Here is a 15,282-nt window from a genome sequence, read left to right as displayed (position 1 = left end):
AATACCAGTCATACAGAGTAGCTAGGAGTGATTGCGCTGGAAAACTTAACTGAAATGCTCAAAGGTGTGCTTGAGGGCTGCGTACTTGAAATTATAAGCCGCAACGAAACCTACGGCTACGAAATCACGCGGCAGCTGAATGCCCTTGGCTTCACAGATGTTGTGGAGGGAACGGTGTACACCATCCTAATCCGAATTGAAAAAAACAAGCTGGTAGAGATCACCAAAAAGCCCTCGGACATGGGGCCGCCGCGAAAATTTTTCACGCTCAACGACGCGGGACGCGAGGAACTTCAAAGGTTCTGGGGAAAATGGGAATTTGTTTCATCGAAAATGAATCAATTAAAGGAGGAGCAATAACAATGCTGGATTCTATTATTAAATTGTTAATTGGCGACTTGGAAGAAAAACGGGTTTATAAGCAATTCATGAAGCGAGTTGACGCCCTTCCGAAAGATTATCGATTTGCGTTCAGCAAAATTCAACATTATATGTTCAGCGTTGGCCCCCCAGGCGGTGACATGACGATATTTACTGATTTAACGATGTTCAGAAACTTAGTCGATTTTTTTGAAGAAAGCGCGGCAGAGGGCAGACAGGTTCTTGATGTTATAGGCAGTGATGTCGGCAAATTTAGTGACGAGTTTATGCGCGCATCGGTTACCAATACGGAATCACTGCGAGAAAAACTAAACAAAGAGATAATGAAAAAATTTAATAAGGAGGAGAACTAACGATGCTGGAGCTTATCAAAAAAATGATTGGAGATAAGAAAGATTATAGGGAGCAAATGGAAAGGGTAAAAGCGCTGCCTGAAGACTATCGGTTTGTATTTGAAAAAATCCATGGATACATGTGGGGTTTTGCAGTAGGAGACGGCTCCGACATGTTGAAAATTCAGCGCGATTTGATTGAGTTGTTTGAAGCCAGCGCGGCAGACGGCAAGCACGTTCTTGACGTGACGGGCCAAGATGTTGCCCACTTCTGCGATGAGCTTTTGCGCGATACGAGAAAATGGACCGATAACTTCCGCAAAAAATTAAACCACGATATGAAGAACAAAATCGGAGGGGGGAGCGATACTATATGAAAAACCTTGCAATCCAAGTAAAGGGGCTGCAAAAGTCTTACAAGCAGCATCAAGTCCTAAAGGGTGTTAATTTCGAGGTGGAGCAGGGCAGTATTTTTGCCTTGCTCGGCTCCAATGGCGCCGGCAAGACAACCGCGGTCAAAATCCTCACCACGCTGCTCAAGCCGGACAGCGGAACCATAAAAGTAAATGGATTCGATGTTACTTCCAACCCCGATCATGTACGACAAGCGATCAGTCTGACCGGGCAATTTGCCGCAGTGGATGAAATATTGACCGGACGGGAAAATCTAATCATGATTGCAAAGCTAAGATACCTCAAAAATCCGCGTCAGGTTGCAGAAGACTTGCTTAAGCGCTTTGGTCTGACAGAGGCTGCCGACCGCAAGGCCTCCACTTATTCAGGTGGTATGCGCCGTAGGCTCGATATCGCCCTGAGCCTCGTGGGAACACCACAGATCGTTTTCCTTGACGAGCCGACAACCGGACTTGACCCCGAGGCACGCCTGGAGGTATGGAAGATGGTCAAAGAGCTTGCCGCTGGAGGTACGACGATATTCCTCACCACGCAGTATTTGGAGGAGGCGGAACAGCTTGCTGACCGTATTGCTATTCTGCACGAAGGCAGAATTATTGCGAACGGCACGCTCGCGGAGCTGAAAAAGCTGTTCCCGCAAGCGAAGGTAGAGTATGTTGAAAAACAGCCGTCATTAGAGGATATCTTCCTCGCAATCATCGGCAAGAAGGAGGCCATGTAAATGGAGACGATTAAAAAACATTTTTTCAGCGATTTAGGCGTTATGCTTGGGCGCTCGATGCGCCATATCTCCCGCAGCTTGGACACTATCATCACGGTGTGTATCACTCCAATTGCGATGATGCTGCTGTTCGTCTATGTGTTTGGCGGTGCAATCCAAACCGGTACGGAGAATTATGTGAACTACCTGTTGCCTGGTATCCTGCTGATTGCGATTGCAAGCGGCATATCTTATACAGCTTACCGCCTATTTCTGGATAAGCAACGTGGCATAATCGAGCGGTTCCACTCCATGCCGATCTCGCGTTCCGCCGTGCTATGGGGGCATGTGCTGACCTCGGTGGTATCCAACGTCATTTCTGTGATCGTCATTATTATTGTAGCGCTCATCATGGGCTTTCGATCATCGTCAGGGGTGCTGCCTTGGCTCGCTGTAGCCGGTATACTCGTGCTGTTTACACTGGCTTTGACTTGGGTCGCGGCGATTGCCGGACTAACCGCAAAATCGGTGGAAGGCGCAAGCGCGTTTTCGTACCCACTTATCTTCCTGCCGTTTATCAGCTCTGCGTTTGTTCCGACTGAGTCGATGCCGACTGTCGTTCGCGTCTTTGCTGAAAACCAACCGGTCACTTCGATCGTGGAAGCCATTCGTGCGCTGCTGTCAGGTCAGCTGGTGGGCAATGATATATGGGTCGCTCTCGCATGGTGCATCGGTATCATGGTCGTGGCATATATCTTTGCGATGAAGGCGTATAAGAAGCGGATGTAATTTGGGGAATTTGGTAAATCGCGCTGTCAGCGGGTGGAGACCGCGACTACGGGGAGACCGTAAATGCAGACAGATCGCTTTAGTGGGATAAGGTCAGATAGGATACAACCTTCATACACGGTGCGGACTACCGCCTGCAGGAATAGGCCAATGCGGTTCGCGATATCGGAACGAATTTGAAAGGTAAATAACGATAGTATAGAAGGACTAATTGGCTATTTGAAATGGTGAGAAGATGAACACCGAATTTCAAAATATAACTAACTAAGCGGTAAGTTAAGACTAATTTCCCTCTCTAAAATGGGGGGCTTTTTTTTATGGTTATGAAAGAAAGGAGCGATGAAAAAAGAGGTGAAAATGATTTAAGTAAATTTGAAATTAAACATGATTAGCATCAATACAATATCCTTAATTTGCAAAATGATGATTGTTGATTTACGCTGGATAGGTCTGATAGTTACGATCATATATACGAAAAGAGGCAGAGTAAATTTATTCTGTTTAAGATTCGTTTGGTATAGTGGGATTTTAATTTCAATAACGCATTATTAATTTATATTTTGGATGAGGAGGAAACTTGCATAGCTATCTATTTTAATATTTCAATGCCTGTTATAGATTTTCTTACTGAAAGTCATAACGCAATGTTGAGTCATGGAGTTACTCTATATGCCGAGCTATTTGTTAACGCACAGGGTGACCGTCAATATTTATCTTTTGAAAATGAAAAAATCGATTTGTTCGCCAGTTATTTTAACAATACTGCCTATAACTCTTTTTTCTTCTCCTGCTACGACATACAAGATCTATCACAAATCGATGAATTTGGATATTTTTACGATTTACCAAGCTTTTATTCTATTGAAGTTAAAGGCGGCAGGGAAACATCCAAAAGTCGAGAACTTATACAAATGCGTATGATATCCAAGAATCCCAACAAACAGATACAATCTTTTTATCGATCATTTCAAAAGGATTTAAAGAAAATTTCAGGTTTGCAAAAGCATAGCCAGAACAATTATTTTTACTTGCCAACGGAAAAAAATATCATTCCTGCTAATCCACAATCACAGAACACAAGAGATCATTGGGAAGACTTTTATCTTTCAAAATGAATGTAACCTTAGGTCGTAAGCTTCAGCATGAACTGACCGGCATGAATTGTATCGTCTTTCCTCTCTCCATATACCACGAAATAAGCATTTTCTAAATTATGAAATAGACATTACTATATTGGAAACAAAATGAAGGTTTTATACAGTGAAAAGATTTCTAAGGAAACGATATCTAGATTAAACTACTAATTCATCCTCAAAAGAAAGTGGAGATAAACATGTACATAAGCAAATGGTGGGGAGATTTAATTGGCGGTTCCGATGATTCGCTGGCATTACTAGATTATTTGGAACAATTGGAGCCAACAGAGGTGTCGCTTGATCATATTTTAAAGGACTTGGGTTTCGATACTCTGCTTTCTGAAGGGGACTTGCAAAGCGGTGGAACTATTGGATTTGATATGAAAAGTGCTAACGGCAAGTTTCGGGTGGAACTTGATATTGCCTGCGGCGCACTAATCGACCTGTCAGCCATTGTGTTGGAGAGTCTTAAGTCAGGTTATGTCGATTTGCATGATTTGGATAAGGCTAGGCAGCCGCGCAAACTTTACATTGATGCCTCTGAAGAAAAAAGAAGGCTGCTTCAAGATGAATTGAACAAGTTTTCCCGTCATCCGCTGTCTTACGATTTAGCTGAACTTGTTCCGTCCGATGATATGAGGGAGCTTGCGGAAATGGCAAAATTAATCGCAGATGAGCTGTTATAAATTGCGCTTAGCTTTTGAGTATGGGGAAATTCGGGTATTTAGCACAACCCCGGATGATTTACAGATAGACCCGATAAGTCAAACCTATCCTCGATAGCAATAAAGCTTTAGTGCGTGTTATTTGTAAAGGAAAAGCAGTCGGCGATTGTGTCCGGTGTTCAGTCCTATTCTCCTCGCTCACTCAAGAAACAGGCGTTGAGTTTTTCAAGGCAAAAACGGTTCTTGCTTACGCCATTGCAGCGGAAATGGACAAAGATCATGTTATAATTCTACCGGAGCAACACTTGATCACACTGATTCTGCAAGATAACAAGAGCGTAACGAGGGGTTAATATGAAATCGCTTCCACTTTATAAGAAAATACAAGAAGATATCCGGTTTCAGATTCGCACGGGACAACTTAGGCCGGGGGACCGGATTCCATCGGAGAAGGATCTGGCCGAGCACTATCATGTCAGCCAAATTACATCCAAAAACGCGATAAATGGTCTGGCCGAGGAAGGCATTCTCATCCGGCATCGTGGCAAAGGCACATTCGTCAACGCGACTCATGAGGATCTGTCTGCCATGAGCCGCCATAAAGGTTTCATCGGGCTGATTTTGCCTAGCATGAAAACCAAGGTCGACCAGCGCATTATGAATGCAATTGAACAATATGTAAGAGAAAGCGGCTATTATTTGCTCGTAAAGATTACACAGGAATCCCCGCTTGAAGAGAGCAAGGCAATTGATGATTTACTGCTGCTTCGGGTGAAGGGTCTTATTATCTTCCCTATCGAACAAGAAATGTACAGTAATGATCTATTGCGGTTAACGCTGAATCGATTCCCACTTGTAATGATTGACCGCTATATGAAGGAAATTGAGACGTACAGCGTTGCCGCAGACAATTTGGACGGAGCTTGCCGAGCGGTCGGCTATTTGCTTGGCAAAGGCCACGAGCACATCGCGTTTGTGACCGTTAAAGTGACCAATTCCGCTACGGCAGACCGGGCTGCCGGTTTCGAGAAAGCATTTCTGGAACGCAATCTGCCCATCCACAAAACTTTATGGTGCACGCTTAATATTAAGGACATTACAACTGGGAGAAGCGTCTCTATCATTCAGGAATTCCTTCAGGATAATCCCGACATAACAGCGGTATTCACCTGCAATGCGGAGCTTACAGGCCATACCCGCCGCGCAATGGATGCGATGAATCCGCACGCTGGCAGAAGGGTGGAGCTCGTAAGCTTCGACCAGTCCGAATGGGTGGATGTAAGCTACGTGAAGCAAAATGTGGAGGAGATGTGCAGAGTGACGATCGAGCTTCTGCTTGAGCAAGTTCAAGGCATTTACAAGCCAAGAAGAGTGGCGGTGCCCGTTACGCTTTTTCACAAAAATATACTTAATAAGATATAAAACCGGAGGAGCCATGGTGGTACGATGTAGGCGTAATATGAAAACGATTACATCAACCGATGGAAAGGGAGAACATTATGAACAAATCAAAGCTTCTGTTAGCGCTCCTCGTTTTATGTCTTATGCTTCCTGCTTCGCTGGCAACTGCGTACCAGAACCCAAGGCCGCTCAGCAATGAATGGCCGACCTATGGCTCCGGCGATCCGTACATTCTAAAATTCAAAGGCGTCTATTATTTGTATGTCAGCACCAAGGATTCCGAGATTGGCATCAAAGCCTGGAGCTCTACCGATCTGGTCAATTGGACCTATGCTGGATTGGTGGCGACAGACCTGCTCACGAAAGCGGCTTATGCTCCGGAGGTCATCTACTGGAACGGCTACTTCTATATGTATACCTCACCAGGAGGCGGCGGCCATTATGTGCTGAGAAGCGAAAGCCCGACAGGGCCATTTATCGTCCAGACTCCCAATAAAGGGCTGACTATTGACGGCCACGTCTTCATTGACGATGACGGCCAGTGGTACTTCTATCGCGCAGAGCTTGGACAGATGGTTGCGCATCGCATGAGCGACCCGTATACGTTCGGCCCTGGTTTCAACACTGGCGCCTCTGTGAATGGCGGATGGACGGAGGGAGCAACCGTCGTCAAGCGAAACGGAAAATATTATATGACCTATACCGGCAATCATGTCCATAGCCCAGCTTATCGGGTCGACTATGCGGTAAGCGACAATCCGTTGACCGGCTTCGTGCCCGTGCAAAACCAAAATCCGGTGCTCATCTCGACAGAGGGTCCAACCATCGGCCTTGGGCATAACGGCTTGGTGACAGGTCCGGATCTGGATTCCATGTACATGTTCTACCATGACTGGAGAGGCTTTACCCCTGAAGGTTGGCCGATTCGCAGTATTAATATGGACCGGGTCGTCTGGAACGGGGACAAGATGAACGTGCTGGGACCTACGACGACTTCACAGCCTGATCCGGCGCTGCCGGCTTTCCAGGATCGATTCAACAGGACGACGATTGGAACAAGCTGGACCAATGTCAACGGCGGAACATGGGGAATTTACAATCAAGAGCTCATGTGGCAGGATACTATCGGTACTACAACAGCTTACAAACAAATTACGAATGCGGCTGCAGCTAGCAATTATACAGCTGAATTTCATGCAAAGCAGATGGGGAGAGGGACAAGCGCTTCTCCAAGATATGGCGCAACCTTCTCTTACGTGGATGAGAACAATTACGGCGTAGCCATGCTAAGCTCCAAAAACAACAGACTAGAGACGCATATGGTCGTTGGCGGCGTTTCCCAAGGCTGGGTGAATGCAGCTCTGCCCGCCGGCTTTGATTACAGTAAGTGGCATAACATTCGAGTGGATAAATTTGGGAGCACGTTCAAAATTTACGTAGACAATATGTTGAAAGTGACCAGTTCCGCCAATTTGGGAGGCGGGAAAGTTGGTTATGTATCCGAAGACACCCATGCGGATTTCGCTTATGTCGCCTATAGCAACCAGGCAGGGGGAAGCAGCGATTGGGATGCGTACAAACCGATTCCTGGTAAAATCGAGGCTGTCCACTACATGAGCGGCGGCGAAGGAGTCGGTTACCATGACTTAACGCCAGCTAATCTCGGCGGTCAGTACCGCAGCGATGCGGTAGATATTCGCGCCAATCCAGAGGGCGGTTACAACGTGGGCTGGAACCAAACCGGAGAGTGGCTGAAATACCGGGTGAATGTCGCGGCAACAGGCGCGTATGATGTCACGTTTCGAATGGCGACAACAATGAACGGTGTAGGCATTCGCCTCTGGGACGGTTCGACTGCCCTGACAGGTGTGGTCTCCATCCCGAATACCGGCGGCTGGGATACATGGCGTTCAACCACCGTAACGAACATCCCGATGACGCAAGGGCTGAAGGAGCTCAGAGTGGAATTCGTGACGGGAGAAGCAGATTTTGCCAGCATGAAGTTCCACAAGTATGAGGCCGTTCCGAGCATGAACGATAACTTCGACGACAACAACAGCGAAGGCTGGAAGCGCTGGGAAGGCAGTTGGTCGGTCAGCGGCGGTCAATATCATTCGGCAAGCGGCACGTTCGCCAAAACGACAATCGGCAATGACAACTGGGCGAATTACACGATTGAATCCGATATTCGCATGAATGAAAGCGGTGGAGATGCTGGCATCATCGTCAGAGGGAAAAATCCGGCGAACGGGCTGGAGAGAGGACAAGGCAATGCCGACTTCTTACAGGGCTACTACGCCTACATCAAGACAGACGGTGTCTACCTTGGCAAGCAAAATTACAACTGGAGCAATTTGGCCGGATTCACAACACCGCTTGCCATAAATACTTGGCATAAGATGAAGGTCGTCGTGAACGGTACGAATATTAAGGTATACGTGGGCGATATGACGACGCCGAAACTGGATTACAATGACCATTCGCCAACGGCGTTCACCCACGGGAAGATCGGCTTGAGAACGGCATACAAGAGTACATCGTTCGATAACGTCATCTTGTACCCATAGAAACATAGGAAAGAAGAGAACGACCAAAGACGGATCCTGCCTTGCGGCCGGGTCTTTCTTTGTTCGATAGAACAGATACGGAGATGGTAAACATGGGGGCTTTGGGGAAAGGCAGAATACAATTACGATCCAGCATTATGTACAAATGGCTGCTGCTGCTCGCAGCTATTACACTGATTCCGCTCTTGGTACTGGGTGCAGTCTCGTATTCCATAACTAAAAATGCAATCGACAAAAAAGTGACGGATGCGTCCAGGCAACTGATCAGGCAGACCGCGGAGAACATCGATATCCGCTTCTCAGGCTATAAGGATATCGTCATGCAGATGATTACCAATTCGGAGATCATGTCGCTGCTGCACCGTATCAACCAGCGGGACGAGGCGGTTGCCGAGCATATTTCGCTGACATCCAAGCTCGCGTATTTCACTGCCGTTTCCCCGGAGTTCAAGTCGGTCTCCTTCGTCACCGATTCCATGTATATCAAAGGTATTTTTCGTTGGGATGACCAGGCTGAGCTGAAAAAAAATTTCTATAGCAAGACGATGGGCGCTGGAAACGACTTTGTTTGGTTTCCAACCCGGCAGGGTTATTACTCCGATACAGCGGACAGTCATAAGGAAATCGTATTCTCCGTCTCCAAGCAAGTGTTCAATATTCATGATGGCCGCCAACTAGGCATGGCCGTCGTGCTGGACATCCGCGAGGAGATGCTAAGCGAGATTTTGCGCAACAATGCTGCAAGCGATCTTCGAACGGAAAGCTTCGTCATGAATGAAAACGGTCTTATCTTGTCCCATGGCGACAAAGAGATGCTGTTTACTCCTTTGGAGAACTGGTTCAATGCGGAAGAAGCTGCCATGCTGCTGCGCGATGGAAGAGAAGACAGCTTCGTTGCCCACTACAAAGGGAAGGAAGTGCTCGTCAACTATCAGCAGCTCAAAAGTAATGATTGGCGGGTCGTGCATGTGATCGAGCGCTCCAGTCTTTATAAAGATTCGGACCAGGTTATTCAGGTCATTGCGATTTTGCTTGCCGTATGCGCCTTGTTCTCCATCGTTGCGGCATATGCAATGGCCAGTTCGGTTTCCAGCCCGCTGAAACGGATGGTGAAAGCGATGAAGCAGGTCCACATCGGCAATATGGCGACGCGAATCCAGCGAGATGAGAAGCGTATTGATGAAATTGGCAGTCTGGAATACCACTTCAACGATATGGTCGGCCGGATCGAGGAATTGCTGCAGGCGGTCTATCAGGAGCAGAACAACAAACGGATCGCCGAGGTGAAAGCGCTGGAAGCGCAAATCAATCCTCATTTTCTGTACAATACGCTCGATGCGATCAAGTGGACCGCTTTGTTCCAGAAAGCGAACCAAGCGGCAGAGATGGCGCGCCTTCTGTCCAGGCTGCTCCATATCAGCATCGGCAAGGGCAGTGACACGGTGATGGTGCAGGAGGAGCTAGAGCATGTGGAATGTTATATGGGCATCCAAAATTTGCGCGCAGCTGGCCGGATTGAGGTCGTCTATGACATCGAGGAGCAAGTAAAATCATACCGCTTACCGAAAGTCATTTTGCAGCCAATTGTGGAAAACGCCGTTCTCCACGGCTTCGCGGACCGCAGCGAGGGCGCTGTCATTCATATCCGCTGCTGTCTCTTAGATAGCCGATTGATGTTCATAATCGAGGATAATGGCCATGGCTTCGAGGCAGATATGCCGGAGCTGTACGATGATCAGGCTGAAGAGCTGACGAAGAGCGCATCGTTTCTAGGTGTCGGCCTCTCCAACGTCGAGGAGCGAATTAAGCTGATTTGCGGCAAAGAGTTCGGTCTAAACATTACGAGCAAGGTAGGCTTCGGCACCACGGTGACAATCACACTGCCCATCATGAAGGAGGAAAGCAGCCATGTATAAGGTACTCATTGTCGATGACGAGCACTTGGTCCGCTACGGGATTAAAGCCATGATCGATTGGGAGAGCATCGGTTTTCAGGTTGTGGGGGAAGCCAGCAATGGCAAAGAGGGGCTGCAAGCATTCCAGGAGTTAACTCCCGACGTGCTGATCACGGATATTAAGATGCCCGTCATGGACGGTATGGAGCTGATTGCGCAGGTACGTACGATTGACCGGGAGGCAAAGCTGATCCTGCTTACCTGTCTGCAAGACTTCGAATATGCGCAGAAAGCGCTCAGGCTCGGCACAACCGATTATCTGATCAAATCCAACATGATGCCGCAGGACATGGAGAATGTCATGCTGGAACTGAAGGCCATGCTGGATCATGAACGCGGAGAGCAAGGGGGGCAGTCAGAGGCAGGCAAAGTAGCCTTGGAAGCGCGTGAGACTATGGCGTTGGATGCCTTCCTCATGGGCTTGGCGCATGGCACGTTGTCAACCAGCCAGACAGAAGCCATGCTTCAGTCAATGGAATTGCAGCATTCACAGGGTGAGCTGGTACTTCTGCATATCGGCCTCGATTATATGGAGCATGCAGCGCAGCGTCTGTCCGAGCATGATCTTATCAGGCTGCATACCGAAGCAGCCACTATTATACGACATGTTTGCTTTGCGGATGAGCATGGCATGGAACTGTTCTCAAGCCGAACGGGGGAGTGGACTATCCTTCTTAGGAATGCCGATGACGAGATGGCAGAATGGCTTGGCCAAGCCGTTATACACCGCATCTCGGAAATCTTGAACTTATCTGTATCAGTTGGAATGAGCCGCATATTTCATGCTGTAAGTAAGCTGCGTGATGCCTATCTTGAGGCGGAGCAAGCCTATAGCTTGAAGCTTTTCCTGGGCTGCGGAAGCGTCATTCGTGCCGATGTCATGATTTCAGCACATAGAACGGAACAACCTGTTCCCCTTGCGAACAAGAAGCTGAACGACTATTTGTATTCTCTCGATAGCGAAGCCATGAGAACATACATCGACCATGTCTTTAATGACGCGGAAACCAGGCTGGATGTAGAGCGCGCCCAGCTGATCTCCATAGAGCTGCTTCTTAACCTGACCAATATGTATGCCGATTTGACGAATGACCATGAATGGCTGTATGAGCGCAAGAAGGAGTTGTACGAACAAATCAAGGAGCTTGAAACGCTTGCGGACCGGAAACATTGGTTTATCCAGGTGTATGAGGAGCTTATCCTTAAAGTTCGCAGCGGCTACTCAAGCGATCAAGGCACGATTTCGAAAGTGGTTACATATATCGAGCAGAATTACGACAAGGAGCTGTCCCTGCAAATATTAAGCGTTCACGTCCATCTCAGCAAAAACTACTTGGCTCATCTGTTCAAGAAAGAGAGGGGCGAAGGCGTCATCGACTTTATTACGCGGGTTCGTATCGACCGGGCAAAGTCGCTGCTGCGGGGTACAGATTTGCGAAGCGCTGATATTAGTCAGAAGGTCGGCATACCGGACTCCAAATATTTTTCGAAGCTGTTCAAAAAAATGACAGGCCTCACACCGAGCGAATACCGCGAAGCGGTCCAAGTGCCGACTCATCTGTAGATTTGACACCTACCGATAGATTTTCCACCGCACGGATCGCGATGAGGGTTCGTGCGTTGTTTGTTTGATGCGATATTACGACAAATTGCGTTGATCCTAACGTTCCTGCATATCAGTTGAGCCGTTATGATGATTACAGGAATGCGATGGATGCGCTTACACCATAGAGGTGCAGCGAATTCGCGCAACCGAATTCGAAAAGGAAAAGGGGAACATCCATGACAGGAAAGAAAAAATGGGTCAACATGCTTCTGACAGCGCTTGCCGTGATGCTAGTGTTGGCGGGCTGCTCCGGCAACAGCAACAAACCGGTAAATACGAGCAGTCCTTCGCCGTCAGCGTCTAACAGCGGCGCAGGTGGCGGTGAATCCGCCCAGCCGGTCGAGATTACGTTCTGGAACTTGTTTGGCGGCGGGGAAGGCGATTTTGTCGATCAAATTGTGAGTGGGTTCAATGAATCCCAGTCGGAAGTGACGGTCAAGACTTTACGACTTGAATCCAATGAATATTACGCCAAGTTCGGCACAGCGCTTGCTTCGGGAAAAGGCCCAGACGTTGCCGTCGCTCACGCCGACCGACTGGCTCCGTTCGTGACGGCTGGGCAGCTTAGCCCGCTTGACGAGCTTGCTGGTCAAGCGGATTTCAACTTCTCTGAAATTACGGATGCGAACGTCGAGAGCGTCAGCTATGACGGCAAGCCTTATGCCGTGCCGCTTGATACGCATTTCCATATGTTCTACTACAATAAGGACCTATTGGAGCAGGCAGGACTACTGAACGAAGACGGCACGCCGAAGTTTGGCGACATCTCGCCTGAAGGCTTCAAGCAGTTCCTCTCTGAGATCAAGAACAAGGTACCAGGCGTTACGCCATTCGGCGTCAATACACCTTACTTCCACGAGCCGTTCTACAATCTTTATTATCAGGCTGGCGGAAGCATTCTGAATGACGATCTGAGCCAATCGGCGCTAAATAACGAGAATGCGCTGAACGTGCTGAATTTCTACCTGGATCTGTATGACCAAGGCCTCAGCGACATTAACGACAAGACGCCTTGGGATACGTTCCACAGCGGCAAGTCCGCTACTTGGTTCGGCGGCGTGTGGGAAGCAGGCTGGCATCTGGGCGAAGAAGGGTTGAATGTTGGCATTACATCCATTCCTGCGTTCTTTGGAAGCGAGTCTCATTGGTCCGGCTCGCATACGCTGGTCATTCCGGAATATGCTGCAGATGAGAAGAAGGTCGCCGCCATGAAGTTTATGAAATATTTCACGATGGAAGGCGGCAAGATATGGGGCCAAGCAGGCCACGTGCCTGCTGGCAAGGCTGTTATCGCAAGCGACGAGTATCTCAGCCTGCCTTATCGCGATGAATTCATTAAGTCTCAGAAGACGGTGAAATATGCGCCGAATACTGATCAATACAATGCAATCGATACGGTCGTGAAGGAAGTGCTGCAAGGCATCATCTTTAAGACGATCACGCCTGAAGATGGCTTGAAGGGCATGGAGAAAGAGATTAACGAGATTATACAAAACTAATGGGTTGCCTGCTGCGGAGACCCCATCATCAGCGATGCGCTCCGCAGCAGCATCTTACAGAGACAGATTAGGCTTGCCGGCCATTGGAGGAGAATAACCATGAAAGTTCAGCAACGAGCCGGCTTCAGGTGGAAGGGATATCTTAAGCTTGAACTGTCGGCGCTCGCCTTTTTAGCTCCGTTCCTGATTCCGCTGCTGCTCTTTTATATATGGCCGCTGCTGCGAGGCGTATGGATTAGCTTTCATTCTTGGAGCATTCTAGGCATGCAGAAGTACGTTGGGCTCGGCAATTATAAGAAGCTGCTGACAGGCGGCGATTTCTTCCATTATTTATGGAACAGTTTTTATTTCGTATTACTGATCGTACCGATTATTATCACACTAGGGCTGCTGCTAGCCCTGCTGGTCCAGCGGAAGATTCCGCTTCAAACGACCTTCCGCTCCATCTACTTCTTGCCGTACGTCTTGTCTGTCTCCGTCATCAGCTTCATCTGGCTGCGAATGTTTGATTCCAAAAACGGGCTGCTGAATGTCATACTGGATACGCTCGGCTTGCCGACGGTCAACTGGCTGACCAGCCCAGGCGCTGCGTGGTGGTCGATTGTGATCGCTAGCGTCTGGTGGACTGTTGGATTTGTAATGGTTCTGTTCCTTGCCGGTCTTCAGGAGATCTCGCCCGACTTGTATGAAGCGGCGGATATCGACGGCGCATCGGCATTCCATAAGTTCCGTTACATTACGCTTCCAGGTCTAATGCCCGTGATGAAGATTCAGATATTTTTCCAGATAATCGCCGGTCTGAAGCTGTTCGGCCAAGTGCAAATTATGACGAACGGCGGGCCTGGCGATGCGACGAATACCATTATTCGCTACATCTACGTTACTGGCTTCAAAAAAGATATGTTCGGCCTAGCTGCCGCACAATCTACGATGTTCTGCCTATTCATGCTGCTCGTCGCAGCCGTTCAATATTTTTTCTTGAATCGCAAAACAGATTAGAAGGAGGGAATGCGTATGGCGCGTATCTTGATTTATCTATTAACTCTGCTATTGGCCGTCGTGTTTGTGACTCCGCTAGTCTGGATGTTCATCGTATCCTTTAAACCTGAAGGCGTATCCGCCATCACAATCAAAGAATGGGTAGATTTCTCGGATTTGACGCTGCGCAACTATGCCAAGGTGCTGACGGAGTCCCAAATTCTGACCTGGACATGGAACAGCTTGGTAATCGGTATCATTACGACCGTCATCACGATTGCAATTAGCTCGCTGGCCGCTTTTGCCTTTTCGCGAAAATCGTTTAAGACCAAAGGTTTCTGGTTTCTGCTATGCGTCTCCGGTCTGCTAATTCCGACGGAAGCTATGCTGATTCCGCTTTACGAGACGGTGCTGCATATTCAATTGATGGACAATATTTGGGGAATTATTCTGCCTAGCTTGACGAATCCACTCGGATTGATCCTTATTAAGCAGTTCATGGATGGACTTCCGAAGGATTACAAGGAGGCAGCGCAAATAGACGGCTGCAAGGATTTGCGCATGTGGTGGTCGATCTACGTGCCACTGACGCGTTCGGCGATGATTTCGATTGGAATTTTTTATTTCATCATGTCATGGAACAACTTTATCTGGCCTTACATCGCTATCAATACGGAAGAAAATATGGTGCTCGCGACAGGGCTGCCTACTTTCCTTGCCAATAACGTGCTGCATGTGAACACAATTATGACTGCAAGTGCGATAGCGGCTATTCCGACCATGATCATCTTCATTATCTTGCAGCGCCATATCGTGCAGGGAGTAGCGATGACCGGTGTGAAGGGGTAGCGGCCGGCTG

General features: G+C 48.2%; 13 protein-coding genes and 1 pseudogene. All 14 read left to right on the top strand.

The window, feature by feature from the left end:
• Positions 1-54 precede the first annotated feature (54 nt).
• The 14 genes and pseudogenes from FJQ58_RS28895 to FJQ58_RS28830 all read left to right on the top strand — a co-directional run bounded on the left by FJQ58_RS28895 (position 55) and on the right by FJQ58_RS28830 (position 15,272).
• On the top strand, positions 55-360 hold the full coding sequence (locus FJQ58_RS28895) for a PadR family transcriptional regulator (protein WP_140000190.1): 306 nt from the start codon (positions 55-57) through the stop codon (positions 358-360).
• Between the two features lie 2 nt (positions 361-362).
• On the top strand, positions 363-734 hold the full coding sequence (locus FJQ58_RS28890) for a DUF1048 domain-containing protein (RefSeq protein WP_139998795.1): 372 nt from the start codon (positions 363-365) through the stop codon (positions 732-734).
• 2 nt (positions 735-736) lie between these two features.
• Positions 737-1,001: pseudogene (locus tag FJQ58_RS28885) on the top strand (DUF1048 domain-containing protein); the annotation flags it as partial.
• Between the two features lie 85 nt (positions 1,002-1,086).
• Positions 1,087-1,848 (top strand): ABC transporter ATP-binding protein, encoded by a 762-nt coding sequence (locus FJQ58_RS28880; protein ID WP_139998791.1) that lies wholly within the window; start codon positions 1,087-1,089, stop codon positions 1,846-1,848.
• On the top strand, positions 1,849-2,616 hold the full coding sequence (locus FJQ58_RS28875) for an ABC transporter permease (protein ID WP_139998789.1): 768 nt from the start codon (positions 1,849-1,851) through the stop codon (positions 2,614-2,616).
• A 644-nt stretch (positions 2,617-3,260) separates the two neighbouring features.
• Positions 3,261-3,731 carry a hypothetical protein gene (locus FJQ58_RS28870; RefSeq protein WP_139998787.1) on the top strand — a complete coding sequence of 157 codons (471 nt, stop codon included), beginning with the start codon at positions 3,261-3,263 and terminating at the stop codon, positions 3,729-3,731.
• A 218-nt stretch (positions 3,732-3,949) separates the two neighbouring features.
• Positions 3,950-4,438: an imm68 putative immunity domain-containing protein gene (locus FJQ58_RS28865; RefSeq protein ID WP_139998786.1), complete on the top strand. Its 489-nt coding sequence runs from the start codon at positions 3,950-3,952 to the stop codon at positions 4,436-4,438.
• A 333-nt stretch (positions 4,439-4,771) separates the two neighbouring features.
• Entirely contained in the window at positions 4,772-5,839 is a 1,068-nt protein-coding gene (locus FJQ58_RS28860; RefSeq protein ID WP_139998783.1) for a GntR family transcriptional regulator, read from the top strand.
• 77 nt (positions 5,840-5,916) lie between these two features.
• Positions 5,917-8,385 carry a family 43 glycosylhydrolase gene (locus FJQ58_RS28855; protein ID WP_238404380.1) on the top strand — a complete coding sequence of 823 codons (2,469 nt, stop codon included), beginning with the start codon at positions 5,917-5,919 and terminating at the stop codon, positions 8,383-8,385.
• Between the two features lie 92 nt (positions 8,386-8,477).
• Positions 8,478-10,301: a cache domain-containing sensor histidine kinase gene (locus tag FJQ58_RS28850; RefSeq protein ID WP_162341829.1), complete on the top strand. Its 1,824-nt coding sequence runs from the start codon at positions 8,478-8,480 to the stop codon at positions 10,299-10,301.
• Positions 10,294-11,904: a response regulator gene (locus FJQ58_RS28845; RefSeq protein WP_139998777.1), complete on the top strand. Its 1,611-nt coding sequence runs from the start codon at positions 10,294-10,296 to the stop codon at positions 11,902-11,904. Before FJQ58_RS28850 ends, FJQ58_RS28845 begins: the two co-directional genes overlap by 8 nt.
• A 218-nt stretch (positions 11,905-12,122) precedes the next feature.
• The gene (locus FJQ58_RS28840) at positions 12,123-13,445 is read left to right on the top strand and encodes an ABC transporter substrate-binding protein (protein ID WP_139998775.1); all 1,323 of its coding nucleotides are present in this window, start codon (positions 12,123-12,125) and stop codon (positions 13,443-13,445) included.
• Between the two features lie 99 nt (positions 13,446-13,544).
• Entirely contained in the window at positions 13,545-14,444 is a 900-nt protein-coding gene (locus tag FJQ58_RS28835; protein WP_139998773.1) for a carbohydrate ABC transporter permease, read from the top strand.
• 15 nt (positions 14,445-14,459) lie between these two features.
• On the top strand, positions 14,460-15,272 hold the full coding sequence (locus tag FJQ58_RS28830) for a carbohydrate ABC transporter permease (protein ID WP_139998771.1): 813 nt from the start codon (positions 14,460-14,462) through the stop codon (positions 15,270-15,272).
• Positions 15,273-15,282: the final 10 nt, after the last annotated feature.

This window comes from Paenibacillus paridis (assembly GCF_006345825.1).
GTDB lineage: Bacteria > Bacillota > Bacilli > Paenibacillales > Paenibacillaceae > Pristimantibacillus > Pristimantibacillus paridis.
The sequence above is the reverse complement of the archived record's forward strand: the minus strand, read 5'-3'. Positions and strand labels throughout refer to the sequence as shown.

What these genes read in the sequence shown, in the direction of transcription:
- FJQ58_RS28895 (WP_140000190.1), top strand. Translation starts at nt 55, where the DNA reads ATGCTCAAAGGTGTGCTTGAGGGCTGCGTACTTGAAATTATAAGCCGC.
- FJQ58_RS28890 (WP_139998795.1), top strand. Translation starts at nt 363, where the DNA reads ATGCTGGATTCTATTATTAAATTGTTAATTGGCGACTTGGAAGAAAAA.
- FJQ58_RS28880 (WP_139998791.1), top strand. Translation starts at nt 1,087, where the DNA reads ATGAAAAACCTTGCAATCCAAGTAAAGGGGCTGCAAAAGTCTTACAAG.
- FJQ58_RS28875 (WP_139998789.1), top strand. Translation starts at nt 1,849, where the DNA reads ATGGAGACGATTAAAAAACATTTTTTCAGCGATTTAGGCGTTATGCTT.
- FJQ58_RS28870 (WP_139998787.1), top strand. Translation starts at nt 3,261, where the DNA reads ATGTTGAGTCATGGAGTTACTCTATATGCCGAGCTATTTGTTAACGCA.
- FJQ58_RS28865 (WP_139998786.1), top strand. Translation starts at nt 3,950, where the DNA reads ATGTACATAAGCAAATGGTGGGGAGATTTAATTGGCGGTTCCGATGAT.
- FJQ58_RS28860 (WP_139998783.1), top strand. Translation starts at nt 4,772, where the DNA reads ATGAAATCGCTTCCACTTTATAAGAAAATACAAGAAGATATCCGGTTT.
- FJQ58_RS28855 (WP_238404380.1), top strand. Translation starts at nt 5,917, where the DNA reads ATGAACAAATCAAAGCTTCTGTTAGCGCTCCTCGTTTTATGTCTTATG.
- FJQ58_RS28850 (WP_162341829.1), top strand. Translation starts at nt 8,478, where the DNA reads ATGGGGGCTTTGGGGAAAGGCAGAATACAATTACGATCCAGCATTATG.
- FJQ58_RS28845 (WP_139998777.1), top strand. Translation starts at nt 10,294, where the DNA reads ATGTATAAGGTACTCATTGTCGATGACGAGCACTTGGTCCGCTACGGG.
- FJQ58_RS28840 (WP_139998775.1), top strand. Translation starts at nt 12,123, where the DNA reads ATGACAGGAAAGAAAAAATGGGTCAACATGCTTCTGACAGCGCTTGCC.
- FJQ58_RS28835 (WP_139998773.1), top strand. Translation starts at nt 13,545, where the DNA reads ATGAAAGTTCAGCAACGAGCCGGCTTCAGGTGGAAGGGATATCTTAAG.
- FJQ58_RS28830 (WP_139998771.1), top strand. Translation starts at nt 14,460, where the DNA reads ATGGCGCGTATCTTGATTTATCTATTAACTCTGCTATTGGCCGTCGTG.